The sequence below is a fragment of the Pseudomonas sp. JL27(2026) genome, assembly GCF_056933555.1.
Map to the genome: position 1 here is coordinate 364,171 of NZ_CM167794.1, position 24,356 is coordinate 388,526.

At 59.2% G+C, this 24,356-nt stretch carries 28 protein-coding genes and 1 tRNA gene; 14 read left to right on the forward strand and 15 right to left on the reverse strand.

Going from position 1 to position 24,356, the window contains the following annotated elements:
• Nucleotides 1-64: 64 nt before the first annotated feature.
• The 3 genes from AC1Z1G_RS01635 to AC1Z1G_RS01645 all read right to left on the reverse strand — a co-directional run bounded on the left by AC1Z1G_RS01635 (nucleotide 65) and on the right by AC1Z1G_RS01645 (nucleotide 2,111).
• On the reverse strand, nucleotides 65-517 hold the full coding sequence (locus AC1Z1G_RS01635) for a hypothetical protein (protein WP_483624323.1): 453 nt from the start codon (nucleotides 515-517) through the stop codon (nucleotides 65-67).
• A gap of 35 nt (nucleotides 518-552) precedes the next feature.
• The gene (locus tag AC1Z1G_RS01640) at nucleotides 553-1,545 is read right to left on the reverse strand and encodes an alpha/beta hydrolase family protein (RefSeq protein ID WP_483624325.1); all 993 of its coding nucleotides are present in this window, start codon (nucleotides 1,543-1,545) and stop codon (nucleotides 553-555) included.
• 161 nt (nucleotides 1,546-1,706) lie between these two features.
• Nucleotides 1,707-2,111: a hypothetical protein gene (locus AC1Z1G_RS01645; RefSeq protein ID WP_483624327.1), complete on the reverse strand. Its 405-nt coding sequence runs from the start codon at nucleotides 2,109-2,111 to the stop codon at nucleotides 1,707-1,709.
• Between the two features lie 342 nt (nucleotides 2,112-2,453).
• Here AC1Z1G_RS01645 and AC1Z1G_RS01650 point away from each other — a divergent pair, with 342 nt between their 5' ends.
• From AC1Z1G_RS01650 to AC1Z1G_RS01660, 3 genes are all read left to right on the forward strand, one after another.
• Nucleotides 2,454-2,915, forward strand: coding sequence for a carboxypeptidase-like regulatory domain-containing protein (locus tag AC1Z1G_RS01650; protein WP_483624328.1), 462 nt, complete (start codon nucleotides 2,454-2,456; stop codon nucleotides 2,913-2,915).
• A gap of 196 nt (nucleotides 2,916-3,111) precedes the next feature.
• Complete coding sequence (locus tag AC1Z1G_RS01655) at nucleotides 3,112-3,315, forward strand: hypothetical protein (protein WP_483624330.1); 204 nt, start codon at nucleotides 3,112-3,114, stop codon at nucleotides 3,313-3,315.
• 18 nt (nucleotides 3,316-3,333) lie between these two features.
• A complete protein-coding gene (locus AC1Z1G_RS01660) occupies nucleotides 3,334-4,134 on the forward strand; it encodes an acyltransferase family protein (protein WP_483627725.1) in 801 nt (266 codons plus the stop codon).
• Here AC1Z1G_RS01660 and AC1Z1G_RS01665 read toward each other — a convergent pair.
• A complete protein-coding gene (locus AC1Z1G_RS01665; RefSeq protein ID WP_483624332.1) occupies nucleotides 4,100-4,405 on the reverse strand; it encodes a hypothetical protein in 306 nt (101 codons plus the stop codon). The genes AC1Z1G_RS01660 and AC1Z1G_RS01665 overlap by 35 nt on opposite strands.
• A gap of 170 nt (nucleotides 4,406-4,575) precedes the next feature.
• Between AC1Z1G_RS01665 and AC1Z1G_RS01670 the strand changes: the two genes are divergently transcribed.
• Complete coding sequence (locus AC1Z1G_RS01670) at nucleotides 4,576-4,863, forward strand: YceK/YidQ family lipoprotein (RefSeq protein ID WP_483624333.1); 288 nt, start codon at nucleotides 4,576-4,578, stop codon at nucleotides 4,861-4,863.
• Entirely contained in the window at nucleotides 4,863-5,558 is a 696-nt protein-coding gene (locus AC1Z1G_RS01675; RefSeq protein ID WP_483624334.1) for a hypothetical protein, read from the forward strand. The genes AC1Z1G_RS01670 and AC1Z1G_RS01675 overlap by 1 nt, the downstream gene beginning before the upstream one ends.
• A gap of 147 nt (nucleotides 5,559-5,705) precedes the next feature.
• Here the strand turns inward: AC1Z1G_RS01675 and AC1Z1G_RS01680 are convergent.
• The 5 genes from AC1Z1G_RS01680 to AC1Z1G_RS01700 all read right to left on the reverse strand — a co-directional run bounded on the left by AC1Z1G_RS01680 (nucleotide 5,706) and on the right by AC1Z1G_RS01700 (nucleotide 9,925).
• Nucleotides 5,706-5,781: transfer RNA gene (locus tag AC1Z1G_RS01680), tRNA-Phe, on the reverse strand.
• A gap of 103 nt (nucleotides 5,782-5,884) precedes the next feature.
• Complete coding sequence (locus AC1Z1G_RS01685; RefSeq protein WP_347903308.1) at nucleotides 5,885-6,157, reverse strand: oxidative damage protection protein; 273 nt, start codon at nucleotides 6,155-6,157, stop codon at nucleotides 5,885-5,887.
• Entirely contained in the window at nucleotides 6,154-7,221 is a 1,068-nt protein-coding gene (gene mutY, locus AC1Z1G_RS01690; RefSeq protein ID WP_483624336.1) for an A/G-specific adenine glycosylase, read from the reverse strand. Before mutY ends, AC1Z1G_RS01685 begins: the two co-directional genes overlap by 4 nt.
• Nucleotides 7,218-9,443: an AsmA family protein gene (locus AC1Z1G_RS01695; RefSeq protein ID WP_483624338.1), complete on the reverse strand. Its 2,226-nt coding sequence runs from the start codon at nucleotides 9,441-9,443 to the stop codon at nucleotides 7,218-7,220. The genes mutY and AC1Z1G_RS01695 overlap by 4 nt, the downstream gene beginning before the upstream one ends.
• An 83-nt stretch (nucleotides 9,444-9,526) precedes the next feature.
• Nucleotides 9,527-9,925 (reverse strand): acetyl-CoA sensor PanZ family protein, encoded by a 399-nt coding sequence (locus tag AC1Z1G_RS01700; RefSeq protein ID WP_483624339.1) that lies wholly within the window; start codon nucleotides 9,923-9,925, stop codon nucleotides 9,527-9,529.
• Nucleotides 9,926-10,149: 224 nt separating this feature from the next.
• Between AC1Z1G_RS01700 and AC1Z1G_RS01705 the strand changes: the two genes are divergently transcribed.
• The 7 genes from AC1Z1G_RS01705 (at nucleotide 10,150) to AC1Z1G_RS01735 (ending at nucleotide 16,008) form a co-directional block, all read left to right on the forward strand.
• Complete coding sequence (locus tag AC1Z1G_RS01705) at nucleotides 10,150-11,811, forward strand: OFA family MFS transporter (protein WP_483624341.1); 1,662 nt, start codon at nucleotides 10,150-10,152, stop codon at nucleotides 11,809-11,811.
• 319 nt (nucleotides 11,812-12,130) lie between these two features.
• Nucleotides 12,131-12,724 (forward strand): imidazoleglycerol-phosphate dehydratase HisB, encoded by a 594-nt coding sequence (gene hisB, locus AC1Z1G_RS01710; RefSeq protein ID WP_347903312.1) that lies wholly within the window; start codon nucleotides 12,131-12,133, stop codon nucleotides 12,722-12,724.
• Nucleotides 12,724-13,362 (forward strand): imidazole glycerol phosphate synthase subunit HisH, encoded by a 639-nt coding sequence (gene hisH / locus AC1Z1G_RS01715; protein WP_483624343.1) that lies wholly within the window; start codon nucleotides 12,724-12,726, stop codon nucleotides 13,360-13,362. The genes hisB and hisH overlap by 1 nt, the downstream gene beginning before the upstream one ends.
• Nucleotides 13,362-13,619, forward strand: a complete 258-nt coding sequence (locus AC1Z1G_RS01720) for a DUF2164 domain-containing protein (RefSeq protein ID WP_071552372.1) — start codon at nucleotides 13,362-13,364, stop codon at nucleotides 13,617-13,619. Before hisH ends, AC1Z1G_RS01720 begins: the two co-directional genes overlap by 1 nt.
• A 42-nt stretch (nucleotides 13,620-13,661) precedes the next feature.
• Complete coding sequence (hisA, locus tag AC1Z1G_RS01725; protein ID WP_483624345.1) at nucleotides 13,662-14,399, forward strand: 1-(5-phosphoribosyl)-5-[(5-phosphoribosylamino)methylideneamino]imidazole-4-carboxamide isomerase; 738 nt, start codon at nucleotides 13,662-13,664, stop codon at nucleotides 14,397-14,399.
• 9 nt (nucleotides 14,400-14,408) lie between these two features.
• Nucleotides 14,409-15,179 carry an imidazole glycerol phosphate synthase subunit HisF gene (hisF, locus tag AC1Z1G_RS01730; RefSeq protein ID WP_054595158.1) on the forward strand — a complete coding sequence of 257 codons (771 nt, stop codon included), beginning with the start codon at nucleotides 14,409-14,411 and terminating at the stop codon, nucleotides 15,177-15,179.
• 73 nt (nucleotides 15,180-15,252) lie between these two features.
• Nucleotides 15,253-16,008, forward strand: coding sequence for a substrate-binding periplasmic protein (locus AC1Z1G_RS01735; RefSeq protein ID WP_483624347.1), 756 nt, complete (start codon nucleotides 15,253-15,255; stop codon nucleotides 16,006-16,008).
• Here AC1Z1G_RS01735 and AC1Z1G_RS01740 read toward each other — a convergent pair.
• The 6 genes from AC1Z1G_RS01740 to gpmI form a co-directional block, all read right to left on the reverse strand.
• On the reverse strand, nucleotides 15,989-17,500 hold the full coding sequence (locus AC1Z1G_RS01740; RefSeq protein WP_483624349.1) for a trypsin-like serine peptidase: 1,512 nt from the start codon (nucleotides 17,498-17,500) through the stop codon (nucleotides 15,989-15,991). The genes AC1Z1G_RS01735 and AC1Z1G_RS01740 overlap by 20 nt on opposite strands.
• 227 nt (nucleotides 17,501-17,727) lie before the next feature.
• Nucleotides 17,728-18,114 carry a hypothetical protein gene (locus AC1Z1G_RS01745; RefSeq protein WP_483624351.1) on the reverse strand — a complete coding sequence of 129 codons (387 nt, stop codon included), beginning with the start codon at nucleotides 18,112-18,114 and terminating at the stop codon, nucleotides 17,728-17,730.
• A 201-nt stretch (nucleotides 18,115-18,315) separates the two neighbouring features.
• Nucleotides 18,316-19,113: a divergent polysaccharide deacetylase family protein gene (locus tag AC1Z1G_RS01750; protein ID WP_483624353.1), complete on the reverse strand. Its 798-nt coding sequence runs from the start codon at nucleotides 19,111-19,113 to the stop codon at nucleotides 18,316-18,318.
• 1 nt (nucleotide 19,114) lies between these two features.
• On the reverse strand, nucleotides 19,115-20,422 hold the full coding sequence (locus tag AC1Z1G_RS01755) for a S41 family peptidase (protein ID WP_483624355.1): 1,308 nt from the start codon (nucleotides 20,420-20,422) through the stop codon (nucleotides 19,115-19,117).
• A 31-nt stretch (nucleotides 20,423-20,453) separates the two neighbouring features.
• Complete coding sequence (locus AC1Z1G_RS01760; RefSeq protein WP_483627726.1) at nucleotides 20,454-21,740, reverse strand: murein hydrolase activator EnvC family protein; 1,287 nt, start codon at nucleotides 21,738-21,740, stop codon at nucleotides 20,454-20,456.
• A gap of 262 nt (nucleotides 21,741-22,002) precedes the next feature.
• Nucleotides 22,003-23,532, reverse strand: a complete 1,530-nt coding sequence (gpmI, locus tag AC1Z1G_RS01765) for a 2,3-bisphosphoglycerate-independent phosphoglycerate mutase (protein WP_483624357.1) — start codon at nucleotides 23,530-23,532, stop codon at nucleotides 22,003-22,005.
• Nucleotides 23,533-23,683: 151 nt separating this feature from the next.
• Between gpmI and AC1Z1G_RS01770 the strand changes: the two genes are divergently transcribed.
• Both AC1Z1G_RS01770 and grxC read left to right on the forward strand, forming a co-directional pair.
• On the forward strand, nucleotides 23,684-24,097 hold the full coding sequence (locus tag AC1Z1G_RS01770; protein WP_483624359.1) for a rhodanese-like domain-containing protein: 414 nt from the start codon (nucleotides 23,684-23,686) through the stop codon (nucleotides 24,095-24,097).
• Nucleotide 24,098: 1 nt separating this feature from the next.
• Nucleotides 24,099-24,353, forward strand: coding sequence for a glutaredoxin 3 (grxC, locus tag AC1Z1G_RS01775; protein ID WP_347903324.1), 255 nt, complete (start codon nucleotides 24,099-24,101; stop codon nucleotides 24,351-24,353).
• Nucleotides 24,354-24,356: the final 3 nt, after the last annotated feature.

Below are 24,356 nucleotides of genomic sequence, written 5' to 3' on the forward strand. Positions count from 1 at the left end.
AACGCAAAACGGCCGCTGTCAGTGATGACAGCGGCCGTTTTTGTTTCCGGGGCTTGCGGCGTGGTTACTCGCTTTTGGCCTCGGGCTCGTCCAGCGACTCGCGATAGCTGTCCAGCGCACTGCCGAAGTCGGTGATGAACTGCGGTTCTGTGAGCCAGGCCTGGGCTGCTTCACGGTCCATTCCGTCGGCCCACATGCGGTAGTCGATCAGCATGTCGGCAGCCAGGTGCGTGGCGGCCATGGCTTCGTTCTCGGCGTTTTCCATGTCCAGCAGTTCTGGATGGTCGTTGATGATCCCGCTGAGCGACGTCAGCAAGGTCATCAGCATGTCGTTGCGGCTGATGGCTTCTGCTTCGCGCATGTTGCCGAACATCGCCAGGGTGTACTCGGGCATCTGCTCGGCGGGCGCGTTCGGGTCGTCATGCATGGCGATGGGTTTTCTGCCGCTGATGCGAATCTGCTTGGCTTTGATCTTGGCGCGTTTGGCGCGTTTCTGTTGTTTGTTCGTGGCAGCCATGTACTTCGTTCCGTATTCGTGTGGGGGAGGGCAGCTCAGGTCGGGGCGCTGCGGAGCACTAACCGTCCGGGCGTGCCGGGGTGCAGTTCGCCGTTCTGTAGCCAGGACAATGCAATGGGCCATAGTGTGGCTTGGTACGGGCTGCGAAAAAAGGCGAAATGTCCGACTTCCACTTCGCCGATGTCTTCGGGGGTGATTCGCAGGTGGGTGTTGGCACTGGCGGTGAAGTAGCCGAGCAAGCGCTCGATGGCGGGGACAGTGCCGTAAGGATCGTCGCTGAGGCTGATGGCCAGGGCTTGCGCGGTGACCGCAGCGAACGACAGGCCTTCAGGTTTCGCGGCGATGACCCGACCGCTGGGCCGTTGTTCATAGCGGGCGGTCGGGGTGCTCCAGTCATGGACGACACCGGCGGGCGTGTCTTCGAGCCAGCCCAGGCGTTTGCCGGGAAAGTAGCCGTAGCATTTCGTCATGAGTGGCATGAACAGGTGCCACTTGATGAACATCCGCCAGCGGCTGGCCGAGGCGTAGTCTCGCCAGTAAGCGAATTGCGCGCCCACGGTGACCAGGCGTCGGATCGCGTGCCCGGAAGCGGCCAGCCCGGCTGCGCAGCCGCCAAAGCTATGGCCGACCACGTCGATCGGCTGGCCGGGAAACTCCCGTAGCGCCCGTTGCAGCATGGCCTCGAAATCCAGTGCGCCCCAGTCTGACCAGGAGGCCTTGAACCCGCGCAAGGAGGCCGGGCGTGATTCGCCGATGCCTCGGTAGTCATAGGTGATGACATCAAAGCCATTGGCAAACAGGTAGTCGGCAAAGCGAAAGTAATGCCGGCAACGTACGGAGGTGGCCGCGTTGATAATGACGACCGGGCGGTCGTCAGCGTGCCGCGGATGACGCCACGTGAAACCGCCGAGCACAACCCCGTCGGCAGCGGGCTCTCGGAATGAGTTGCACGGGCCGAGGGCTGGTCGTGGCTCTTCAGCCTGGGCAGGCCGCGGTGGTGTCCGGGAGGGTGTGATCGGCGCGTTCATTTGAGAGAGACCTGGGCTCAGTTGCTGCCCACGATAGTCTTCATGTGGTGGGGGAACAATCTGCAGGTATTCCCCCGCGACTGCTAATTCGCAGTAATGGAGCACAACGAGAAACGGCCGCTGTCAGGTATGACAGCAGCCGTTTTTTTCGACTCGCAGAGTCAGCGTGGCGATTTCTGCAGCGCCTCGGAGGCCGCGACATAGTCAGCCTGGAACTGCGGGCTTTCGATCCAGGCCAGGGCCTTGGCTTCGTCCGCCTCGGTGGACCATTGGCGGTACTCGATCAGTGCCGCGAGGATGAAGTCCGTAGCCTCTTCCTCGCCTTCCTGCTCAAGCACCAGTGCCAGCAGCGGGTCTTCCAGGAAGGCTGTGCACAGCGCTTGCTGGCTGATTTTCTCGGCGGTGCGCATTCTGCCGAACAGGTCGGACAAATCCACCGACTCGAAGTCGATGCGGTCGTCGTTCGGGTCCAGGTCGACCTGAGGCGCTGCTCGCTGGGTCCTGTTTTGTTTAGCCTTGGCTTTTGCGCGCTTGGCTCGTTTCTGTTGTTTGTCCGCGGATGCCATTGGCGTTGGTCCTCTATCCAGGCGCAGGGTGAGCTATTGAAGCGCAGTTGTGCGAAAAACCGAAGGGAACATTCACGGTGTGGGTGTTTTAGCCGTGTGTGCCTTGAAGCAGGTAGCCGGTTTTGTGCAGGGCTTCACGCCTAATTGATCTAATCGGCCACGGGGTGGGGCATAAACTTATAAGAGCGAGGCTTTGTTTTGCATCCCTCGTGAACAGCAGGCCCGCGTAGCGCGATCGCTGCGCAGTGCAGGCAAAGAACTGCGATGCCGCCACTTTGTGGGTACGGGCAATCAGGGTTGGCATCGCCTTCGACGGGTTCTGTACGAGCCCTGGGAGTCGTTATGAAGTCCTTTAACGCATTGGCATTTTCCACCGCGCTGGCAGCGGCACTGTCGGTGTGGCCTTCCTCGATTTTGCTGGCTGCCAGCCCAAGCCAGGAGCCGATCGACATGTCGGTCGTCCAGTTGGAGCCACAACAACAAAACGGGATCTCGTACCTGTCAGGGGGCATTGGCCTGGATGAGTCGCGGGCGATTCATCAGGCCAAGGGTTACAACCTGCATCTGACGTTCTCCACGGGGCCGGCGAATGAATATGTACCGGATGTGGATGTGATGATCCAGAACATGCAGGGCCACTCGGTACTGGCGCTGAATCAGGTCGGGCCTATCGTTTATATCAATCTGCCTGCGGGCAGGTACAACGTGACGGCGACCCGTAACGGGCAGCAGGAACAAAGCTCGGTGACGCTGGTGGGAGGCACTATCCGGGACGTGAATGCGCACTGGAAGGATGCCAAATGACGGGTGCTTGAGGCCAGAAGTGAAGAGCGACAATCACCGCTGTCTGGCCTGTTTGGAACACATGCCCCGGTTGTCGGGGCATGTGAGTGTGTGGGGGCTGCCCTGCCTGTTCGATCCCGTTCGCGATACGGCTGTTGGCTATCGATGAGCCAGGCTTGCTAGAGTGCGGTTCCTCTTTCCATCCACAGGGATTCGCATGGGAACGTACCGCTTGATCCTGGCCTTGCTGGTGCTGGTGTCGCACATGGGGCTGACAGTCCTGGGGTTGAATCCCGGGGTGGTCGCGGTGATTTCGTTCTTCATGCTGTCGGGCTATGTGATGACCGCGCTGATCAAGCGCTACTACCTGGCCCCCGGGTCGATTCCCGACTTTTACCTGGACCGGTTGATGCGGTTGTAGCCGCAGTATCTTTTCTATCTGACGCTGAGCGTCATCTACTTTTTTGCAGCCGATGTGCATGACTTTTTTGTGCACGCGATCACCTGGCAAAGCCTGATCCTGAACGCGCTGATCGTGCCGAACAGTTTTTACATGACGCCGCTGATGGCCGACGGCGTGATTATCCCGCCCGCCTGGTCGTTGGGGCTCGAAGCCTGTTTTTACCTGGTGATTCCGTTTTTGCTGATTTTTCGCCTGCGCTGGCTGGCATTCGGCAGTTCGCTGGTGGTGTTTCTGTTCGCCTATTCGACGACGATCAATACCGATTGGTTTGGCTACCGGTTGCTGCCGGGCACATTGTTCATGTTTCTGCTGGGCAGTTTTCTGTATGAGAAGGGCCGGTACGAGACGCTGGCGATCGTGGCCACTTGCGGGTTGTGCTGTGCGTTGCTGGTGGCGACCCTGGTGTTCGGCGTCAACAGGGTGCCCTTCAATGCCGAAGTGCTGCTGGGGATTGTCGTCGGGGTGCCGATGATTTTCCTGTTGGCGCGAACGTCATCGGGGCCGCTGGACCAACTGCTGGGCAACATCAGCTACGGGGTTTTTCTCAATCATTTCCTGCTGATCTGGGTCTGGCGCACCTTTGGGATGACGACACCCACGTACCTGGACATGCTCACCTTGATGGCAGCTTCGATGGTGTTGGGGTGGGTCAGTTACCGCTTGGTCGAGAAGCCGGCGATTGCGTTGCGCAGTCGGTTGCGCAAGCGGATGCAGGCCACCTCGTCCGCTTCGGCGGGGCGGCCTACGGCTTGCGATCAGGCGCCAAGGCCCGACTGACCCGAAACGACACGCCAGCCAGTATCACCAGCACCGTGGCTATCACGCTGTGCCAGATAAGCGTGAAGCGATACATCCTGGCGTCTTCTGTGAGCCTGTAGAGCGTTTTGGGGCCGAAACGGGTCATCGAGTTGATGGCGCCGTGCATCAGGCCGTCAACCACGCTGAAGGCTGTCAGGCAGGCCATTACGGCCAGCAGGGCAGCGAACCCGAGAAACAACCGTGCATCGCGACGCGAGGCTGGGGGCGTGGGCTTTTTTCTGCGGGTCATGCTGCTCACTGTCCTTGTGCGGGGCTGGGCTCATCGCATTGGAGGGCGCGCAGGGTCATTCAATGCCATTACACTTGCGCGCTGCGAATGCGCGTAGTTTTCCATGGATACGGCAAGTCGTCGCGTCACAGTACAGCGCACCGTGTGAACTCGATAAAAGGAAACAGGATTTGAAACGGATTTTACGCCTTGGGGTTCTCCTGGGGCTGATGGCGAGCGTGGCGGGTTGCGGGACCATGCTGGGTCGATTGGGCGCAGAGTCGCAAGCCGATTATTACAAAGGCGTCGATGGCGGGCTGATGCTGCTGGGGGTCAACAAGACGGGGGGCGAAGGCTCGCCTGCGGGCATTTTGTGTTACGTCTCGCTGGTCTGCCCGTTGGTGACCGTGGTGTCACTGCCGGTGGATGCGGCGCTGGACACGGTGTTTCTGCCAATCGACTACGTCAATACGCTGTGATGGCCAAGTCTCGTCGCCCTGCCACGCCCGAGGCAATCGCGGACCCGCTGCCGGTCTCGGGTGAGGTCTCGATCAAGCTGTTTCCCGATAGCATCTGCATGATCGATGGCCGGGGTGACCTTGAAATATTTTGCCAAGCCCGACCTTGGGCTGCATGGTCGTTCAAGCTCGGTTGGCCGGCGGCGGTGATCGGGTTTTTCTGGGCGCTGACGACCGATGTGGATTGGCTCATCCTGTTGATGGCGGGAGTAGCGACCACCTACCCGTTTCTCCTGGCAGTCGTCGTCGGCCGGATCGTTCCGAGCACGATCTACCGCGCGTGGTTCGACGAGCGAGGCCTGAACCTGGCGATCGGTGATAAACACGATCACGCTGCGCTGCTATCCCGGTTCATTCCCTTTGAAGACATCACCCACCTGGAAACCGTGGATCACTATCGGGATCTTGGGCGCATGGGCAGTACCCGATTTCGCGTCTACACCGTGAAAATGAAGCAGCCCTTCGGGAAGCTGCCGCACCTGCAGATCAGCACCAGGCAAAGCGCGGACTCGGTCCGCTCGGTCATCAAGCGTTTGGCGCAATTGCCGGCAGCGGGGCATATTGTTGTGCCGCCGCTGTACCTGATTGGCAATCCACCACCAGGTCCCCTCGAAGAGCGCGCCGAGCGGGAGCGGCGTTTACGCGGCGAGGTCTGAGCGAGGCAGGTTCAGGGTGTGAGCGTTGACTCGCATCGCCCTGAACATTCCAGGCGTGCCGGTTAAATCGCAGGCAACAAAAAACCCGCACTTGGCGGGTTTTTTGTGGGCCTTCATGTGATGTTGACACCACATGAAAGCTGAATGTGGTGCCCAGAGACGGAATCGAACCGCCGACACGGGGATTTTCAATCCCCTGCTCTACCGACTGAGCTATCTGGGCAACGGGGCGCATTAAACGGGTTTTTCAGGGGGTCGTCAAGCAAGTTTTCAAAAAATATTTAATTATTACCGTCGCTTACGATCCAACCCCCGGTTTTACGGGATTACTCGGCCGGTGGAACGTAGCCTTCGGCCTTGGCGTAATCCTCGCCGGAGAAGAACTTGTCCATTTCGCCCTGAAGGTATTTGCGGTCTTCGGCGTTCATCATGTTCAGGCGTTTTTCGTTGATCAGCAGAGTCTGGTGTTTTTGCCAGTCGGCCCAGGCCTTTTGCGAGACGTGGTCAAAAATGTCCTGGCCTTTGGCGCCTGGGAACGGCGGGCGCTCCAGGGCAGGTAATTCTTCTTTGTACTTGCGGCACATGATGGTGCGGGTCATGACGACTCTCCTGCGTTCAATACATCGGCCGCGCGCTTCAGCAGTTTTTTCACCGGGGCGGCAAGGCCCAGGCGCGGCGGGGTGGCGAGGTTATACCAGAGCCAGTCGGCCTCGGCCACGTGATGGCTGGCCTCCTGGACCTGGACCAGCCAGGGTTCGATCGATAACTGGAAATGGCTGAAGGTGTGCACCAGCCCCGGCAGTTCCTGATGTTTGCCCAGTGTCAGCGAGTGCTGCATGGCCAGGTGTTCCAGGTCTGCGAGGTCGTCCAGCTCCGGCAGGCTCCACAAACCGCCCCACAGGCCTGTGGAGGGGCGGCGGTAAAGCAGAATGGCGCCGTCGCGGTTGGCGAGCATCGGCATCAGCGTGCGCTTCTGTGGCACGGTTTTACGCGGTTTGGGGATCGGGTAGCGGGTTTCCAGGCCAAGCATGTGCGCTTCGCAGCCCTTTTCCAGCGGGCACAGCAGGCAGCTCGGTTTGCTGCGGGTGCAAAGCGTCGCGCCCATGTCCATCATCGCCTGGGTGTAGGCGTTGACCCTGTCATGAGGTGTGAAGCGTTCAGCGGTGGCCCAGAGCTGTTTGGCGACCTTGGGCTCGCCGGGGTAGCCCTCTTGCGCGGTAAAACGCGCCAGCACGCGTTTGACGTTGCCGTCGAGGATCGGCGCTCGCAGGCCCATGCTCAGGCTGGCGATGGCGCCCGCGGTGGACAGGCCGATGCCCGGCAAGTCGGTCAACTTCTCGACATCCCGTGGGAACTCGCCGCCGTACTCGGCCACGACAATCTTCGCGGTCTTCTGCAAGTTGCGGGCGCGGGTGTAGTAGCCCAGCCCGGTCCACAGGTGCAGCACTTCATCTTCCGGTGCGGCGGCCAGCGCTTGGACCGTCGGCAAGGATGCCATGAACCGGTCGAAGTAGTTCAGCACGGTGCTGACCTGCGTCTGTTGCAACATGATTTCCGAGACCCACACCCGATACGGGGTGATGCCCTGTTGCCAAGGCAGATCGTGGCGGCCGTGGCGGTCGTACCAGTCCAGCACCGCCGTTGAAAACTGCTCCGCTCTCATCGTTTGAACAGTCCCTTTAGGGCGTTTTTCAGTTCAGGACTGACTTTATTGCCGAGTTTTTCGTCGATTTTTTCGCTGATCCGGTCGCCGGCCAGTTTGCTGGCGACCTGGCCCAAGCGCTCGTTATCCAGGCGGCAGGCCTTGGCGCCGAGCTCCAGCGGGCCACGGCAGCGCAATGGCCACTCGATGCCGACGAACTTCTCGCCCACCTGGCAAGCCGGGTCTGGCATGTCGCTCTTGTCGCCTTCGACGATGATGCCCACGCGATAGTCCATGCCCAGCACCCGCAGGTCGACGTCGCCATCGGCGTTGACGGTCATGCCGGGAATGCGCACTTTCAGGTCCGGGTTGCTGGCCACGCCGTTACGCAAGGTCAGGTTGCCCTTGAGCTCCTGGAACGGCGTGTCCTTGCCGCGAGGCTCGCCGCTGAGGGTTTTGCGGTTCAGGGTGGCGATGCCTTTGCACAGTTGTTGTTCAAGGTTGGCGTTGAGTAACACGCCGTTGTTGATGACAAAACTGGCGGTGCCGTTGAGGCTGTCGATCAGCGCTTTCTGGCTGTTACCGCTGGCGGTCAGGTTGCTGTTGAGTGTCACCAGGCCTTTGACCGGCGGGTTTTTGCCCTGGCTTTCGAGAATCTTTTCCGCCGGCACCTTGCTGATCTGCGTCTGCATGCTCAGCAGGGGCACAGGCTGGCGTACGTCGAGGGTGCCCTTGGCGTCGAAGCTGCCGTTGTACAGCTCGCCGCGCAGGTTTTGCAGGGTCAGCAGGCCGCCCTGGCCGGTGGCTTTGAGCGTGGCGTTCTGGATCGGCAGTTTGTCGAGGGTCAGTTGGCCGAAGGTCAGGTCGGCGTCCACGTCCAGTTTGCTCAGGCGTTCGGTGGGCAGCAGCTTTTCGGTGCTCCAGGCGCCCTTGGTCGGCGCTTGTGGCAACGGTGTGGTGCCGGCGCCTGCCATGGCATCGGCCTCGGTGCTGTTGACCTCGGCCTGGCGCGCCACGGTGGCGCTGTTGGCCTCGGCGGATTTTGGCGGCAAGTAGCGATCAACGTTGAAGGTGTCGCCCTTGAGCTGCACACGCAGCGATTGCTTGGCGAAATCCTCGACGGCGATGCGACCGCTGAAGCTGCTGTCGTCAAGTTTCAGGTTGATGTTGTCCAGCGACACACTGCTGGGCGTGCCAGCGATGCGACTGACCAGTTCAACCTTGCTGAGGCTGCCTTCGGCCATGGCCGGGAGTTTCTGGCCGATGCTGTCGACAAACTTGGCCAGGTCGAACTGGGCAATCGAGATTGCGCCGCTGATCTGCGGGGTCTTGTCCAGGTCGTTGACCTTCAGTTCACCGAGTGCGCGAAGCTGGTTGGCGGAGATTTTGATCCCGGTCCACTCGGCGATGTTCGCGGCCTTGTCCAGCAGCAACTGGCCCTGGGCCGAGAAGGTCATCGTCTTGCCTTGCAGAGGGTCACCGGAGACTTCGCCGGCGAGTTTCATGTCTTCGAACTGATAGCGCTTGAGGGCGCGCTCGAAACGCAACTGGCCGTTAAGTTCGGTGCGGACCCGCAGGACCGGTTGGTTACTCGCCAGGAACGCCGTGAGCTTGACGGTAATGTTGGTCGAGTCATGGACCGGCCCGGTGCTCAACTGAATGCTTTCGGCGCTGAACTGCTTGCCGGTCTGCTCGTCGTTGTATTCGACCCGCGCGTTGTTTACGGTCAGGCTGTCGATGTCCAGGCGAATCGGTTGGGCCGGTTTTTCCACGGTTGCGGTTTCAGCCGCCGGTTCCGTAGAGCTGGCCGCCGGAGCATTGGCAGGTTTGGCTAGGGGCGCGACCTTGCCGATGTCTTCCCAGTTGCCGTGGCCGTTCTTGTCGCGATTGAGGCGCAGGTTCAGGCCTTCGACGCGCACATCACTCATTTGCACTTCGCGACGCAGCAACGGCAGCACGCGTACCGACAGGCCGAGCATTTGCAGGTCGGCGAACGGGGCAGTGGGGTTGGCCAGGGTCGCGACACTGGCTTCGTGCAATTCAAGGCCCAGCCAGGGGAACAGGCTCCAGCCGATGTCGCCATTGAGCGTCAGCTCGATGTGGGCCTTGTCGCGGGCAATCTGGCGAATCTCGTCTTTGTAGTCGTTGGGATCGAAGAGGTGGGTCAGGGCAAAGCCCAGCGCCACAATGATCAGCAACAGCCCGAGAAGTACCAGACCCAGGATTTTGCCGAACGCTTTCATGGGCGAGTCCTTGTAGTTAGTCGAATTCGAATTTAGCCGGGGAGTATAGCGCTCCGAAACTGACGGCTGGTCACGGATCGCGTCTACAGCACCTCCAGCGGTAACCGCAGCTTGGCCGCCAGAGCCTGGGCTTCGAGGTGCCCGTCTGGCGCCAGCAGGCGCAATGTCGCGCCGCATTGCGACGCCATTTCCTGCGCTTGGTTCACCAGCCGCTCCGCAACGCCACGGCGGCGGGTGATTTTTCGTACGCACAAATGGGACAGAGTCCAGACGTCTTGCTGACGTTGCAGGCGTGCCGCACCCAGCAGCCGGTCATTGAAGCGCCCGGCAATCAGCGAGCCGTCGCCCAGGAAACTTTCGATCAGTTGCAGGTCGTCGGCAAACGGCGCCAGAAGCCATTGCGGGGCGTCGCGGTAGATTTTCTGCAGGTCTTGCTGATCCTGGAGCGTGGCCTGGTTCAGCGACTCGACGACGATGGGCATGGATGATCCTTGATCAATACGAGAACAGATGGCGCGGAAAAGGCCGTATCAGATTGGCTTTTCTGTCATGGGCAAATGGTACCCTTTGCCCGTTCGTCCGTCCTTCTGCGACTTAGCGTCGCGCCCTAATGGAGCCTCACCGAAAAAAACGGCCATGCCTGCGTGCACAAGGCTGTGGGAGGCGGGTGACTGGCGAACCATACTAATAATTGGGGGAAACACTAATGAGCACGAGCACCGAGGCGGGCATTGCTCCCGTCCAGCCTGCGTTCCTGTCCAAGGAGCGCATCATCGCCAGGCCCGGTTTCAACCGTTGGCTGGTTCCACCGGCCGCGCTGGCCATCCACCTCTGTATCGGCATGGCCTACGGCTTCTCGGTGTTCTGGTTGCCGTTGTCCAAGGCGCTGGGCGTCACGACCACTGTGGCCTGCGCACCTGAAATGAGCTTGATCGCGCAGATCTTTTCGTCCGAGTGCGACTGGCCGATCTCGATGCTCAGCCTGATCTACACCCTGTTTTTCATTTTCCTGGGCTGTTCGGCTGCGATCTGGGGCGGTTGGCTGGAGCACGCCGGGCCGCGCAAGGCCGGCGTCGTTTCGGCATTGTGCTGGTGCGGTGGTCTGCTGATTTCGGCGTTGGGGGTTTATACCCACCAGATCTGGCTGATGTGGGTAGGCTCCGGGGTAATTGGCGGTATCGGTCTGGGGTTGGGTTACATCTCGCCGGTCTCGACCCTGATCAAGTGGTTTCCGGACAAGCGCGGCATGGCCACCGGCATGGCGATCATGGGGTTTGGCGGTGGTGCAATGGTCGGTGCTCCGCTGGCGGCGGCGTTGATGAGTCACTTTGCGACGCCCACCAGCGTGGGCGTGTGGCAGAGCTTTTTGGTGATGGCGGCGATCTACTTCGTGTTCATGATCGGCGGCGCCCTGGCCTATCGTGTTCCGCCAACGGGCTGGAAGCCTGAGGGCTGGAGTGCGCCGGCGAAGAAAGCCGCGAACGCGATGATCACTCACCGCCATGTCCACGTGAATGTGGCCTGGAAAACCCCGCAATTTCGTCTGGTGTGGCTGGTGCTGTGCCTGAACGTGTCGGCGGGTATCGGCATTATCGGCATGGCGTCGCCACTGTTGCAGGAAGTGTTCGCCGGCAAGTTGCTGGGCAATGACCTGACCTTCAATCAGCTGGATGCTGCGCAATTGGCGCAGATCGCCGCGATTGCCGCCGGTTTCACCGGTTTGCTGAGTTTGTTCAACATTGGTGGACGGTTCTTCTGGGCGTCGTTTTCGGATTACCTGGGCCGCAAAAACACCTATTTTGTGTTCTTTGCCCTAGGTTTCGCCCTGTATGCGTTGATTCCCAACCTCGGTCATCTGGGTAACATCGCGCTGTTCGTGGCCGCGTTCTGCATCATTCTGTCGATGTACGGTGGTGGTTTTGCGACGGTGCCGGCGTACCTGGCGGATCTGTTTGGTACGCAAATGGTCGGTGCCATTCACGGTCGTTTGCTGACCGCATGGGCGGCGGCGGGGATTCTCGGTCCGGTGCTGGTGACCTTGTTGCGTGAATACCAGTTGGCAATCGGCGTCGAGCGTGCGGCAGCGTACGACATCACGCTGTACATCCTTGCAGGCCTGTTGGCATTGGGTTTCCTTTGCAACCTGCTGGTGCGCCCGGTGGCTGACAAGTACTTCATGACTGACACCGAACTCGCCGCCGAACAGGCGCGGGGTCACGACAAGGGGGCTGACAGCAGCACCGTGCTGGAGTGGAAAGCGTCGCCGGGCAGCCTGCCGTTGACCATTGCGGCCTGGCTGGTGGTGGGTATTCCGCTGGCGTGGGGTGTGTGGGTCACGTTGCAGAAAACGGCGGTGCTGTTCCACTAATGCAAAGCTTCAGGGTTCGCCCGGCTCCTCAAGGTGTCGGCGGACCTTGTGGGAGCGGGCTTGCTCGCGAAGGCGGTGTTACAGGTGGCATTTATGTCGACTGGTACTCCCTCTTCGCGAGCAAGCCCGCTCCCACATTTGACTTCTGCCGATCATGGATCTGATGTCAGATGCAGATATTGTTGGCTTGTATGGACATGTACACCCCCGGCGGCATTGGGTTCAGCCCGTCTGGGAGATCATTTCCCGTGTTTTAAGTTTGTCCTTCGCGACCCTATAATGGCTGCCTTTTTCGCCCAATGATTTTGCGGAGCTGGTGATGGCCGAACGTAAGGCGTCCGTCGAGCGCGACACTCTGGAAACCCAGATCAAAGCCTCGATCAACCTGGATGGCACCGGAAAGGCCCGATTTGATATCGGTGTACCTTTTCTTGAGCACATGCTGGACCAGATCGCCCGTCACGGGCTGATCGACCTGGATATCGAGAGCAAGGGCGACCTGCATATCGACGACCACCATACGGTGGAAGACGTCGGCATCACCCTGGGCCAAGCCTTCAGCAAAGCCATCGGCGACAAAAAAGGCATCCGTCGTTACGGTCACGCCTATGTACCGCTCGATGAAGCGCTGTCACGCGTGGTAATCGATTTCTCCGGTCGCCCTGGCCTGCAAATGCACGTGCCCTATACCCGCGCCACCGTGGGCGGTTTTGACGTGGACCTGTTCCAGGAGTTTTTCCAGGGCTTCGTCAACCACGCCAATGTCAGCCTGCATATCGACAACCTGCGTGGCACCAACACTCACCACCAGATCGAAACCGTGTTCAAGGCTTTCGGCCGCGCCCTGCGCATGGCCGTCGAGCTGGATGAGCGCATGGCCGGGCAAATGCCTTCGACCAAGGGCGTTTTGTAATGCAGACGGTCGCGGTTATCGATTACGGCATGGGCAACCTGCACTCGGTGGCCAAGGCCCTCGAACACGTAGGTGCCGGCAAGGTGCTGATCACCAGTGATGCCGACGTGATTCGCGAAGCCGACCGGGTGGTTTTCCCCGGTGTGGGCGCGATTCGCGACTGCATGGCGGAGATCCGTCGTCTGGGCTTCGACTCGCTGGTGCGTGAAGTCAGCCAGGACCGTCCGTTCCTAGGCATCTGCGTGGGCATGCAAGCTTTGCTCGAGCGCAGTGAAGAGAACGACGGCGTCGACTGCATCGGCCTGTTTCCCGGCCAGGTGAAGTTTTTCGGCAAAGGTCTGCACGAGGACGGTGAGCATCTGAAAGTCCCGCACATGGGCTGGAACGAAGTGAAGCAGACGGTGGATCACCCGCTGTGGCACAACATCCCGGACCTGGCGCGTTTCTATTTCGTGCACAGCTACTACATCGCCGCCGGTAACCCGCGCCAGGTGGTGGGTGGCGGTCACTACGGCGTCGATTTCGCCGCAGCGCTGGCCGAAGGCTCGCGTTTCGCCGTGCAGTTCCACCCCGAGAAGAGCCATACCCATGGCCTGCAATTGTTGCAGAACTTCGCTGCGTGGGACGGTAACTGGTAATGGCCGTCAAGAAGAAGCCGCCGATTCTCACGCTCACCCCCGAGCAAGAGAACGAGGCCAACAGCAAGATCAAGCGCTTCATGGAAGACCGCTTTGAACTCGACCTCGGTTCGTTCGAGGCGGCTGAGATTCTTGAGCTGTTTACCCGTGAAATTGCTCCGCACTATTACAACAGGGCGATTTTCGATGTGCAGACGCACCTCAAAGAGAGGTTCGAAAGCATCGAAAGCGACTTGTGGGCGCTCGAGAAAAACTGATTTCCGAGCAACGCTGAAAAATCGAATTTAAAGGTTTGCCAGATGCTGATTATTCCCGCTATCGATCTTAAAGACGGTGCCTGCGTACGTCTGCGCCAGGGCCGCATGGAAGATTCCACGGTGTTCTCCGATGACCCGGTGAGCATGGCTGCCAAGTGGGTGGAGGGCGGTTGCCGCCGTCTGCATCTGGTCGACCTGAACGGCGCCTTTGAAGGCCAACCGGTCAACGGCGAAGTGGTCACCGCTATCGCCAGGCGTTACCCGAACCTGCCGATCCAGATCGGTGGCGGCATTCGTTCGCTGGAAACCATCGAGCACTACGTGAAGGCGGGCGTGAGCTACGTGATCATCGGCACCAAAGCCGTGAAAGATCCGGCCTTCGTCGCTGAGGCCTGCCGCGCCTTCCCGGGCAAGGTGATCGTCGGCCTGGACGCCAAGGACGGTTTTGTCGCCACCGACGGCTGGGCTGAAATCAGCACCGTGCAGGTGATCGACCTGGCCAGGCAGTTCGAAGCTGACGGCGTGTCCGCCATCGTGTACACCGACATCGCCAAAGACGGCATGATGCAGGGCTGCAACGTGTCGTACACCGCTGCACTGGCTGCGGCCACGCGGATTCCGGTGATCGCCTCGGGCGGCATTCACAACCTGGGTGACATCAAGTCGCTGCTCGACGCCAAGGCGCCAGGCATCATCGGCGCCATCACCGGCCGGGCGATTTACGAAGGCACTCTCGACGTTGCTGAAGCGCAAGCTTTCTGCGATTCGTACAAAGGCTGAGGACTCACCATGGCGCTGGCCAAACGCATCATTCCTTGCCTGGACGTGGACAACGGCCGGGTCGTCAAAGGCGTGAAGTTCGAGAACATCCGTGACGCCGGCGACCCGGTGGAAATCGCCCGTCGCTATGACGAGCAGGGCGCCGACGAGATTACCTTTCTCGACATCACCGCCAGCGTCGATGGTCGCGACACCACGCTGCATACCGTCGAGCGCATGGCCAGCCAGGTGTTCATCCCGCTGACCGTGGGCGGCGGCGTGCGAACCGTGCAAGACATCCGCAACCTGCTCAATGCCGGCGCGGACAAGGTCTCGATCAATACAGCGGCCGTGTTCAACCCTGAGTTCGTCGGCGAAGCCGCGCAGCATTTCGGCTCGCAATGCATTGTTGTCGCCATCGACGCCAAGAAGGTTTCACTGCCGGGCGAAACTCCGCGTTGGGAAATCTTCACCCACGGCGGTCGCAAGCCCACCGGGCTGGACGCGGTGGAGTGGGCGAAGAAAATGGAAGGGCTGGGGGCGGGTGAAATCCTGCTGACCAGCATGGACCAGGACGGCATGAAAAACGGCTTCGACCTGGGTGTTACCCGGGCCATTAGCGATGCACTGGGGATTCCGGTGATTGCCTCTGGCGGTGTCGGCAATTTGCAGCACTTGGCGGACGGGATCCTCGAAGGCCATGCGAGCGCAGTGTTGGCGGCGAGTATTTTCCACTTCGGCGAGTACACCGTGCCAGAGGCCAAGGCCTACATGGCTCAACGCGGAATCTGCGTACGCTAGGTCGATAAAGGCCACTGGACAGCATGGCGGCCTCACGGCACTCTGGGGCACGCCATGGATTCCGGTAACCGTCATGCTCAAACGTCTTCTTCTCGCTCTTGCCAGTGCTTCGGTGTTGCTCGCAGCAAGCGCGTACGCCGCAGACAATCCGGGCACCTCCCTGGTGCTGCTGACGGAAAACTTCCCGCCGTACAACATGGCCAAGAACGGCAAGAACTTCGCTCAGGACGAGAACATCGACGGCATTGCGGTGGACATCGTCCGCGAGATGTTCAAGCGTGCCGATATCACCTACAGCCTGACGCTGCGTTTCCCTTGGGAGCGAATCTACAAACTCGCCCTGGAAAAACCGGGGTATGGCGTGTTTGTGACGGCGCGCCTGCCGGACCGGGAAAAACTCTTCAAATGGGTCGGCCCTATCGGCCCGGATGACTGGATCATGCTGGCCAGGGCGGACAGCAAAATCACCCTCGACTCCCTGGAACAGGCGCGTAAATACAAGATCGGCGCCTACAAGGGTGATGCGATTGCCGAAACCCTGTCCAGGCAAGGGCTCAGGCCCATCGTGGTGCTGCGCGATCAGGATAACGCCAAGAAGCTGGTCAACGGCCAGATCGACCTCTGGGCCACGGGTGACCCGGCGGGTCGTTACCTCGCTCGTCAGGACGGCGTGACGGGTCTTAAGACCGTGCTGCGGTTCAACAGCGCCGAGTTGTACCTGGCGCTGAACAAAGAGGTGCCGGACGAGGTAGTGACCAGGCTTCAGGCCGCGCTGGATCAGTTGCGTAAGGAAGGCGTGGTGGACGACATCATGGCGCGGTATCTGTGAGTAATTTCGAGGCTTTTGGCAGCAGGTCTGCGCGTACTTCTGACTCACGAAGGGCCATGTTTCTATTGTAACTGCAGAGGGTGAGAGGAAGTTGTTCTGCGTTAAACGTCACCCCTCCTCTGTGATAGGTGAAGTCTTTCCGTGCTATCTCGGCGCAATTAGTTGTGTCGGCAGGGCCTGTGTAATAGTAAATATCATTGAATAAAGGAGGAAGACGGTTCCAGGTGATATGGTAGTTTCCGTCATTTGTGAGTTTTATTGTGGGTTCTGGCATTCTGGCAGGTGCTGGCTCCACGAGCAGTGCCGGGATTATCTCGGCGTTTTTGAGCCAGGCAGTAGTCAGCTTTTGCTCTGCTGATTCGACGCCTAGCACGCAAAGGAAATACATTCCGACTTCGCGGCCTATTGGCGTATCGATTGATGCATTGGAAGCATTGATTGCGTCGCTGTATGCGTGAGGGGAATAACAGGCTTTTGCATCGCGAACAGATTTATATCGATAAAATGGTGTGTCAACTGAGAAGTAAGTTTTCCATGTTGGCGTTTCCTTGTCGGTAGTAGGTGCTGATTGGTATGGGTTTTTTGCATATGTACTGTCGAAGTTTATCGTGGAGCTTAACGTGCAGCTATCTGATTTGAGGTCGAAGTGGCCGTTAACGAAACACCCTGAAATGGCATGGGTAGGGTTGCTGTAGTTTGTGTTGTTGGCTGAAAATGGGGTTGCATTTTTTACTTCGCAAGGGCTGCCATTGAAACATAACCTGTCTGGTTCGGCGTAATGCGTACTTGAAAAAAGCATGCCTGCAATTTTCCCTGTTTCCGGTTCAAGGACAGGGCTTCCATCAGAGCCTCCGCGTATATCTTGGCAATTATTTTTCCGGATGTCTGGATAGACTGAACCGCTTTGGACCAGGACGGAATCTGTTGGCTCCTGGGTGCAGGCTGCAAGGCGAAGGCCGGTTTCCGGTAGCCCGTCAGGCGCGCCAACGATGAGAATGTTGCTAACTGTAGAAGCTGCATCAGATGAAAGTTTTAGCGGTGTAATCCCGTCTTTCAGTAGCGTGTCTAGCGGGGCGACAAGCTCCATGATGGCAAAGTCAGTATAGGGAATTTCTACCCAGTTTGCTTTTTGAACGTCGTAACTCTTGTGAACGTCTGGAGTGTCGTTAAAGTAGTTGAATGTAACACTCAAGCCTGAAGCGCTGTCCAGGTTCTGATAATAAATTCCCAAGCCGCAGTGGCCGTCAGTTAGCAAGTAAGCAGGCCCGGTTGCTTTGTTGTCATTATTGCGAGTATCCAGCAGGCTTGCCGTGCAGGTTGGTGTGCCGTTATCGAACAGTTTGCCAATTCCATTCCAGTGTTTATATTGGCCGTTTGCGTTTTTTAATAAGGTGCTCTCAGAGGTCGCGATAGTGCCGGTTGTGCAAGCTGTTTGAGACAGTCCTAGTACTGTTAAAGCGCAGGCTTTCAATAGAGGGAGTCTAAAATTCATAACTGATCCTTGTTTCTGAATTCAAATATTGTATGGGTGGAGTGTTTCTGTAGTGCGTTTGTAGTTTAATTTACAATATGATTTTTTGTTTTTTACGTGTGTGTCTGGTTGTAAGTAATTGCTTATTTTTACGTATTCGAATTTTACGTGCAGGTATAAAAGCACTGGCTCAAGCGCGCAAGAACACCGCAGTGAGTGACATCATGACGCGATATCTTTAGGGGTGTTCAGGGGCGTTCAATCCGGTCGGTGCGTATCGATGAGGGTTGCCCGGAATGGTTGCGAACATAACTGCACAACATGACTGGCAGTTGTTCCTCGACGAAGGTGATGCTCTCGGGAGCAGGCTTGTAACGAGGGTCATCAATGTCGCCACAGTGCTGACCGTCAGCGGGGGCGGAGTAGAAATAGTTGTGAATGAAGTCCGCATGCAAGACTTCCCAGGTCACACGGTAATCCGGGCTGATGCCGGGTATCGGCTCGGCAGAGGTCAAGTACACCGCGTGGGTAAACGCATTTTTCAACAATGACCGGGTGAGTGGCTGCCCTGCCGTGTTTTTTTGCGTGTGCACATAAGGCTTGATGTTCCAGGGCTGGGTAACCGTAAGGTTCACAGGCTTGAGTGAGCAGTTCGGCGCATCGGCATCGAAAATACCTTCGATAAAGCACAGGTGCAGGAAGTTGGCCGGGTAGCTGTAATTGAAGGTGGTCGCCTGGCACGGTGCCCTGAGGAATAGATAGTTGTTGCGCCGGGTGCGCCGATAAAGCTGCGGGGGAAGCGGTGTTGGCGAGTGATGCTGTTCGTGAGGAATCAGCTACTCGTGGGAGGGGGAGCGATAGTTTCCATTCTTGCCATGCGCCGCCGTTGCTCGATTGCCACGCAGGCCGATCATCGACTTGATATCGATCCACTCAATGCCCTGAGCCTTGAGCTTGGGCAACTCGCGCTCCAGCACCGCCAGGGTTTGCGGATACGGATGCCCGATCATCACCGCCGAACCCTGTTTGCGCGCCAGGCTGATGGCCGTTTGGAGCTGGGTGAAGATGGCCGCTTCGGTACGCTCGTCATCAAGAAACACATCCCGTGAAACACTCGCCAAGCCAATTTTCTGCGCCTCGGCCGCCGCGACGGTCTGCGCGCTGGTGCGGCTGTCGACAAAGAACTTGTGCCGACGTTGCAGCTCACCCATCAACCAGGCCATGGCTGGCTGCTGGGCAGTCATGCGGCTGCCCATGTGGTTGTTGATGCCGCTGGTGTACGGCACGACCTTGAACGCTGCGTTCAGGCGTTTTTCAAGTTCTTCGATGGGCAGTTCGGGATGCCAGGCGAAAGGGCCGGTGGCTGGGTCCATGGGCATGTGCAGGATGACGATTTTGCCGGCGCGATGAGCTTCGCGGGCGAATTCGGTGGCGTGGGGCGTATCGGGCATGATTGCCGTGGTCACCGGGCCGGGCAGCGCCAGCACACGACGATCCCGGGGCAGGTTTTGCCCCAGGTCATCGATGATCAGGCTCAGGTAGGCCTTGTGAGGCGAGGTCGCTGTCTCGGCGGGCGCGGCGTGAGCAACACCCGTCAGACAGCACAACAGACTCAGTAGCAGCGCGAAGCGCATCTCAATGGTTGCGCGTAATGCTCAAGCCTTTGAGCAGGCTCAGGGCCTGGGCCAACTGGTAGTCATCGTCCTGTGGCATTGGCTTGGCTTTGCCGCTCGAGCCGGTTGGCTTGTCGGCACCGCCGTTGCCATTGCCCAGGTGACCTTGCAGGTCGGCTTCCTTGAAGTACTCGCCGTCCTGTTCATTGGTGATCTTCGCTTTGCGCACTTCGATGTCCGGAACGATGCCCTGGGCCTGGATCGAGCGGCCGTTCGGCGTGAAATACAGCGCCGTGGTGATTTTCAATGCGCGGTCGTTGTTCAGCGGCAACACGGTTTGCACCGAACCTTTACCGAAGCTGGTCGTACCCATGACCACGGCACGCTTCTGGTCTTGCAGGGCGCCGGCAACGATTTCCGAGGCCGAGGCGCTGCCGCCGTTGATCAGCACCACCAATGGCACCGCTTCGCTTTCGTCCTTGCCGGTGGCCGAGAAGCGCAGTTCGGAGTTGGCAATCCGGCCCTTGGTGTAAACGATCAGGCCTTTGGTGATGAAGTGGTCGACCACTTCAACCGCCGATTGCAGCACGCCGCCAGGGTTGTTGCGCAAATCAAGCACGATGCCGTTGAGCTTCTTGCCGTTGTCCTTGCGCAGCTTGGCCAGGGCCTTGGAGACCTCTTCACCGGTCTTGACCTGGAACTGGGTGATGCGGATATAGCCGTAGCCGGATTCCAGCAACTGGCTCTTCACGCTTTTGACCTGAATGACCGCGCGGGCCAGGGTCACGTCGAACGGCGTGCCGCCATCGCGGACCAGGGTCAGGGTGATTTTCTGGCCGATCTTGCCGCGCATCCTGTCGACGGCTTCGGTCAGGCTCTGTCCGCGCGTCGGCTGGCCGTTGATCTTGACGATAAAGTCGCCCGCCTGGATGCCTGCCTTGGATGCGGGGGTGTCATCGATGGGCGAAACGACTTTGATAAAGCCGTCTTCAGCGCCGACTTCGATGCCCAGGCCGCCAAACTCACCGCTGGTGCTTTCCTGCAGTTCCGCGAAGTCTTCCGGGCCCAGGTAGGCCGAATGCGGGTCGAGGTTGCTGAGCATGCCCTTGATGGCGTTTTCCAGCAGGGTCTTGTCGTCTACCGGTTCGACATAGGCTGCCTTGATCCGGTCCATGACCTCGGCGAAGGTGCGCAACTCGTCCAGCGGCAATGGCGACTGAGTGGTCGCAGCCGTCGCCGGCGGCGCGGTTTGGGCGGCAAACGCCAGAGGCGCGCCGATCACCAAAGCGATCGTCAGGGCCAGCGAGGTGAGGCGGGACAAATGCAGCATGTCGAACGAACTCCTAATTTAGGTCCGGCGCTTATCCTTGCGCACGACACCATTGTGCTGGATCACTCGGGTGACCCTGCTGACGAATAGCGAAATACAACGCGGGCGTGTCCTGGCCGCCACTGTTACCCACAGTGGAGATGGACTCGCCTGCCTTGACCACATCTCCCGCCGCTTTAAGCAGTGTCTGATTGTGGCCGTAAAGACTTAAAAAACCATTGCCGTGGTCCAGGATCACCAGCAGGCCGGCGCCACGCAACCAGTCGGCAAACACCACGCGCCCGCCATGTACGGCATGCACCTGGCTGCCGGCGGAGGCGCTGATCATCACGCCATCCCATTTGGTGCGGGCATCGTCGCCACGGGTTTCACCGAAGCGGGCAAGCAGTCGACCATCAACCGGCCATGGAAGTTTTCCACGGGTTGAAGCAAAAGGGCCGCCGAAGGTCTCGCCTGAACTTGAAACCAGGGCGCCGGGTGTTGATTTAACCGGTTTGCGTGGGGCGTCAGTGGCGTTTGCCTGAGCCTCACGTAAACGCTTTTTTTCGGCTTCCTGCTGGGCGATCAACGCTTTTTGTCGCGCCTCTTCTGCCTCTCGGGCCTGACGCGCCAGGGTTTCTTCGATGGTTTTGAGTACTTTAGACAGGTCGGCCTGATCCTGCTCGCGGGCTTGCAGCTTTTGATCGCGGGCCTTCACGTCGTCGCTGAGCTTGGCCAGCACCTGTTGACGTTCCTTGCGGACCTTGTCGAGTTCATCGCGCTGGCTGTCCAGGCTGCTTTTTTGCACCAGCAACTGGGCCTGCTGCATCGCGATGTCCTGCTCGACATTAGCCAGTTGGCGCAGGGTCTCGTTGAAACTCTTCAGCTGTTCCAGGCGTGCCTGGCTCAGGTAGTCGTAATAGGTCAGGGTGCGGGCGAATTTTTCAGGATTCTGCTGGTTGAGCAGCAGCTTGAGGTACTCCTGACGGCCGTTCTGATAGGCCGCGCGGGCCTGGATGGCGATCAGTCGTTGTTGTTCAGTGCGCGCGCTCTGGAGTTTTTTTTTCTCTGCATCGAGTCGCTGCAGCTCGGATTCGCTTTTCTTGAGCTCTTTTTGCAGCGTGTCGACCTGCTTCTCCAGGTTGCCCATCTCGGTTTCGGTACCGCGCAATTCTTTCTGCACGCCGGATTTTTCTTCCTGCAATTTGCCCAGCAGCTTTTTCAGCTCGGCAATATCCTGACGCGTGGCGTCCAACTGTTGTTGGGTTTGCGCGCGCTCGTCGGCGAAGGCCGGTAGGAGCAGGCAGGTCAGAGCAAGGGCAATCAGGGCGCGGAGCATAGAGGCGGGCGACACCAGAGGGAAAAAAGACAGCCTAGTATGCCCGCCCAAGGCTGCAAAAAAAACGTCCATTTCGGGCTGTGTGATAACTGGAGCAGGTTCGGGGGTAAAAACACCGCAAAACCAATGTGGGAGCGGGCTTGCTCGCGAAGAGGCCGTGTCAGCCGACATCAATGTCGCCTGACAGACCGCTTTCGCGAGCAAGCCCGCTCCCACAGTTGATTTGTGTTGTGTCGGGGGGATTTGACTCATCCCCCTTCATTCAGACCAGAATCGAAGTGCCGGTCATTTCCGCAGGCTTCTCAAGCCCCAGCAGTTTGAGCATGGTTGGCGCCACGTCGGCCAGCACGCCGCCTTCGCGGACCTTGAGGTCGCGCTTGCCCACGTAGATGAACGGCACGGGTTCGGTAGTGTGGGCGGTGTGGGCCTGGCCGGTGGATTCGTCGGACATTTGCTCGACGTTACCGTGGTCGGCGGTGATCAGCGCTTCGCCGCCGACTTTTTCCAGTGCCTCGACGATCCGGCCGACGCACAGGTCCAGGCATTCAACGGCTTTCACCGCCGCCTCGAACACACCGCTGTGACCGACCATGTCGCCGTTGGCGTAGTTCACCACGATCACGTCATAGCGTTGGTTTTCGATGGCGTCGACGATCCGGTCAGTGACTTCAGGGGCGCTCATCTCGGGCTGCAAGTCATAAGTGGCGACTTTTGGCGACGGGATCAGAATGCGTTCTTCGCCGGGGAACGGTTCTTCACGGCCACCGGAGAAGAAGAAGGTCACGTGGGCGTACTTCTCGGTTTCGGCAATACGCAGCTGGGTCTTGCCGTTTTTTGCCAGATAATCGCCCAGTACGTTTTCCAGGCTGCCCGGCGCGAAGGCCGATGGTGCAGGAATGCTGGCGGCGTATTGGGTGAGCATGACGAAACCGGCCAGTTCTGGCTGGCGGGCGCGTTCGAAATCCTTGAAGTCGTCTTCGACGAACACCCGGGTCAGCTCGCGGGCGCGGTCGGCGCGGAAGTTCATGAAGACCACGGCGTCGCCGTCTTCCACTTTGACCGGCTCACCGATGCTGGTGGCTTTGACGAATTCATCGCTCTCGCCACGCTCGTAGGCTGCTTGCAGGCCCTCCTGAGCGGTGGCGGCGTTGAATTCGCCGTTGCCATCGACGATCAGGTTGTAGGCCTGGGCCACGCGGTCCCAGCGGTTGTCGCGGTCCATGGCGAAGTAACGCCCGATCAGGCTGGCGATCCGGCCTTTGCCCAAGGTCTTGAAGGCTTCGTCCAGCAGTTCGATGGACGACTGCGCGCTTTTTGGCGGCGTGTCGCGGCCGTCGAGGAAGGCGTGCAGGTAGATCTTCTCGGCACCGCGCTTGAAGGCCAGTTCGGCCATGGCGATCAGGTGATCCTGGTGGCTGTGAACACCGCCATCGGACAGCAGGCCCATGAAGTGCACGGCTTTGCCGGCGGCAACGGCTTTGTCCACCGCCGCACAGATAGTCGGGTTCTCGAAGAACTCGCCGTCGCGGATCGCTTTGGTCACGCGGGTGAAGTCCTGGTACACCACCCGGCCGGCACCGAGGTTCATGTGGCCGACTTCCGAGTTGCCCATCTGACCGTCCGGCAGACCGACATCCATGCCCGATCCCGATATCAGGCCGTTCGGCACAGTGGCGTACAAACGGTCGAGGACCGGCTTCCTGGCCGCGAACACGGCGTTGGATTCCTGGCTCTCACTGTGACCGAAGCCGTCGAGAATCATCAGGACCAAAGGTTTAGGCGTGGTAGTCATAGATTCCACTCTGGCTTAAGTTAAAAGAGGCGATGGAAAAGGGAGTGGCAGTTTAAAGGCAAGTTCATTCGGCGTCACCGCCGGACGGGGTTTGGCCCACCATAGTGGCTGTGTATACTGGCCGACATTTTAACGCCCTGGAACCTCCTTGATGGTTGCTCACCTGATTCAATTCGCCACTGAACACTACTTGCTCGTAGGCGCCTTCGTCATCTTGCTGGCGCTGTTGATTGCCCATGAGTTGAGCCGCGGCGGTCGCAGCCTCAGCACCGGTGAGTTGACGGCGCTGGTCAACAAGGACGAGGGCGTAGTGATCGATATCCGTCCAAGCAAGGATTTCGCCGCAGGCCACATCGTTGGCGCGCTGAACATCCCGCAGGACAAACTCATGGCTCGCGTTGGCGAACTGGAAAAGTACAAGGCCAAGACCCTTATTCTGGTCGACGCCATGGGCCAGCACTCCGGTACCCACGCCCGCGAGCTGATGAAGTCCGGTTTCACCGCTGCCAAGCTGTCTGGCGGTGTTTCGAGCTGGAAAGCCGACAATCTGCCGCTGGTGAAGTGAAATGACCAACGTCGTCGTCTATTCCAGCGATTACTGCCCCTACTGCTCGCGCGCCAAGTACCTGCTCGAGAACAAGGGCGTAGCCTTCGAAGAGATCAAGGTCGATGGCAAACCGCAGGTGCGTGCCGAAATGAGTCAGAAAGCGGGGCGCACGTCCGTGCCGCAAATCTGGATCGGCAGCACCCATGTGGGTGGTTGTGATGATTTATTTGCTTTGGACCGCGCTGGCAAGCTTGATGCGTTGCTCAAGGCCTGACTG

Excerpts from the sequence above, each read along its gene's own strand:
- AC1Z1G_RS01635 (WP_483624323.1), bottom strand. The coding sequence starts at position 517 with ATGGCTGCCACGAACAAACAACAGAAACGCGCCAAACGCGCCAAGATC.
- AC1Z1G_RS01640 (WP_483624325.1), bottom strand. The coding sequence starts at position 1,545 with ATGAACGCGCCGATCACACCCTCCCGGACACCACCGCGGCCTGCCCAG.
- AC1Z1G_RS01645 (WP_483624327.1), bottom strand. The coding sequence starts at position 2,111 with ATGGCATCCGCGGACAAACAACAGAAACGAGCCAAGCGCGCAAAAGCC.
- AC1Z1G_RS01650 (WP_483624328.1), top strand. The coding sequence starts at position 2,454 with ATGAAGTCCTTTAACGCATTGGCATTTTCCACCGCGCTGGCAGCGGCA.
- AC1Z1G_RS01655 (WP_483624330.1), top strand. The coding sequence starts at position 3,112 with ATGGGAACGTACCGCTTGATCCTGGCCTTGCTGGTGCTGGTGTCGCAC.
- AC1Z1G_RS01665 (WP_483624332.1), bottom strand. The coding sequence starts at position 4,405 with ATGACCCGCAGAAAAAAGCCCACGCCCCCAGCCTCGCGTCGCGATGCA.
- AC1Z1G_RS01675 (WP_483624334.1), top strand. The coding sequence starts at position 4,863 with ATGGCCAAGTCTCGTCGCCCTGCCACGCCCGAGGCAATCGCGGACCCG.
- AC1Z1G_RS01685 (WP_347903308.1), bottom strand. The coding sequence starts at position 6,157 with ATGACCCGCACCATCATGTGCCGCAAGTACAAAGAAGAATTACCTGCC.
- mutY (WP_483624336.1), bottom strand. The coding sequence starts at position 7,221 with ATGAGAGCGGAGCAGTTTTCAACGGCGGTGCTGGACTGGTACGACCGC.
- AC1Z1G_RS01695 (WP_483624338.1), bottom strand. The coding sequence starts at position 9,443 with ATGAAAGCGTTCGGCAAAATCCTGGGTCTGGTACTTCTCGGGCTGTTG.
- AC1Z1G_RS01700 (WP_483624339.1), bottom strand. The coding sequence starts at position 9,925 with ATGCCCATCGTCGTCGAGTCGCTGAACCAGGCCACGCTCCAGGATCAG.
- AC1Z1G_RS01705 (WP_483624341.1), top strand. The coding sequence starts at position 10,150 with ATGAGCACGAGCACCGAGGCGGGCATTGCTCCCGTCCAGCCTGCGTTC.
- hisB (WP_347903312.1), top strand. The coding sequence starts at position 12,131 with ATGGCCGAACGTAAGGCGTCCGTCGAGCGCGACACTCTGGAAACCCAG.
- hisH (WP_483624343.1), top strand. The coding sequence starts at position 12,724 with ATGCAGACGGTCGCGGTTATCGATTACGGCATGGGCAACCTGCACTCG.
- AC1Z1G_RS01720 (WP_071552372.1), top strand. The coding sequence starts at position 13,362 with ATGGCCGTCAAGAAGAAGCCGCCGATTCTCACGCTCACCCCCGAGCAA.
- hisA (WP_483624345.1), top strand. The coding sequence starts at position 13,662 with ATGCTGATTATTCCCGCTATCGATCTTAAAGACGGTGCCTGCGTACGT.
- hisF (WP_054595158.1), top strand. The coding sequence starts at position 14,409 with ATGGCGCTGGCCAAACGCATCATTCCTTGCCTGGACGTGGACAACGGC.
- AC1Z1G_RS01735 (WP_483624347.1), top strand. The coding sequence starts at position 15,253 with ATGCTCAAACGTCTTCTTCTCGCTCTTGCCAGTGCTTCGGTGTTGCTC.
- AC1Z1G_RS01740 (WP_483624349.1), bottom strand. The coding sequence starts at position 17,500 with ATGAATTTTAGACTCCCTCTATTGAAAGCCTGCGCTTTAACAGTACTA.
- AC1Z1G_RS01750 (WP_483624353.1), bottom strand. The coding sequence starts at position 19,113 with ATGCGCTTCGCGCTGCTACTGAGTCTGTTGTGCTGTCTGACGGGTGTT.
- AC1Z1G_RS01755 (WP_483624355.1), bottom strand. The coding sequence starts at position 20,422 with ATGCTGCATTTGTCCCGCCTCACCTCGCTGGCCCTGACGATCGCTTTG.
- AC1Z1G_RS01760 (WP_483627726.1), bottom strand. The coding sequence starts at position 21,740 with ATGCTCCGCGCCCTGATTGCCCTTGCTCTGACCTGCCTGCTCCTACCG.
- gpmI (WP_483624357.1), bottom strand. The coding sequence starts at position 23,532 with ATGACTACCACGCCTAAACCTTTGGTCCTGATGATTCTCGACGGCTTC.
- AC1Z1G_RS01770 (WP_483624359.1), top strand. The coding sequence starts at position 23,684 with ATGGTTGCTCACCTGATTCAATTCGCCACTGAACACTACTTGCTCGTA.
- grxC (WP_347903324.1), top strand. The coding sequence starts at position 24,099 with ATGACCAACGTCGTCGTCTATTCCAGCGATTACTGCCCCTACTGCTCG.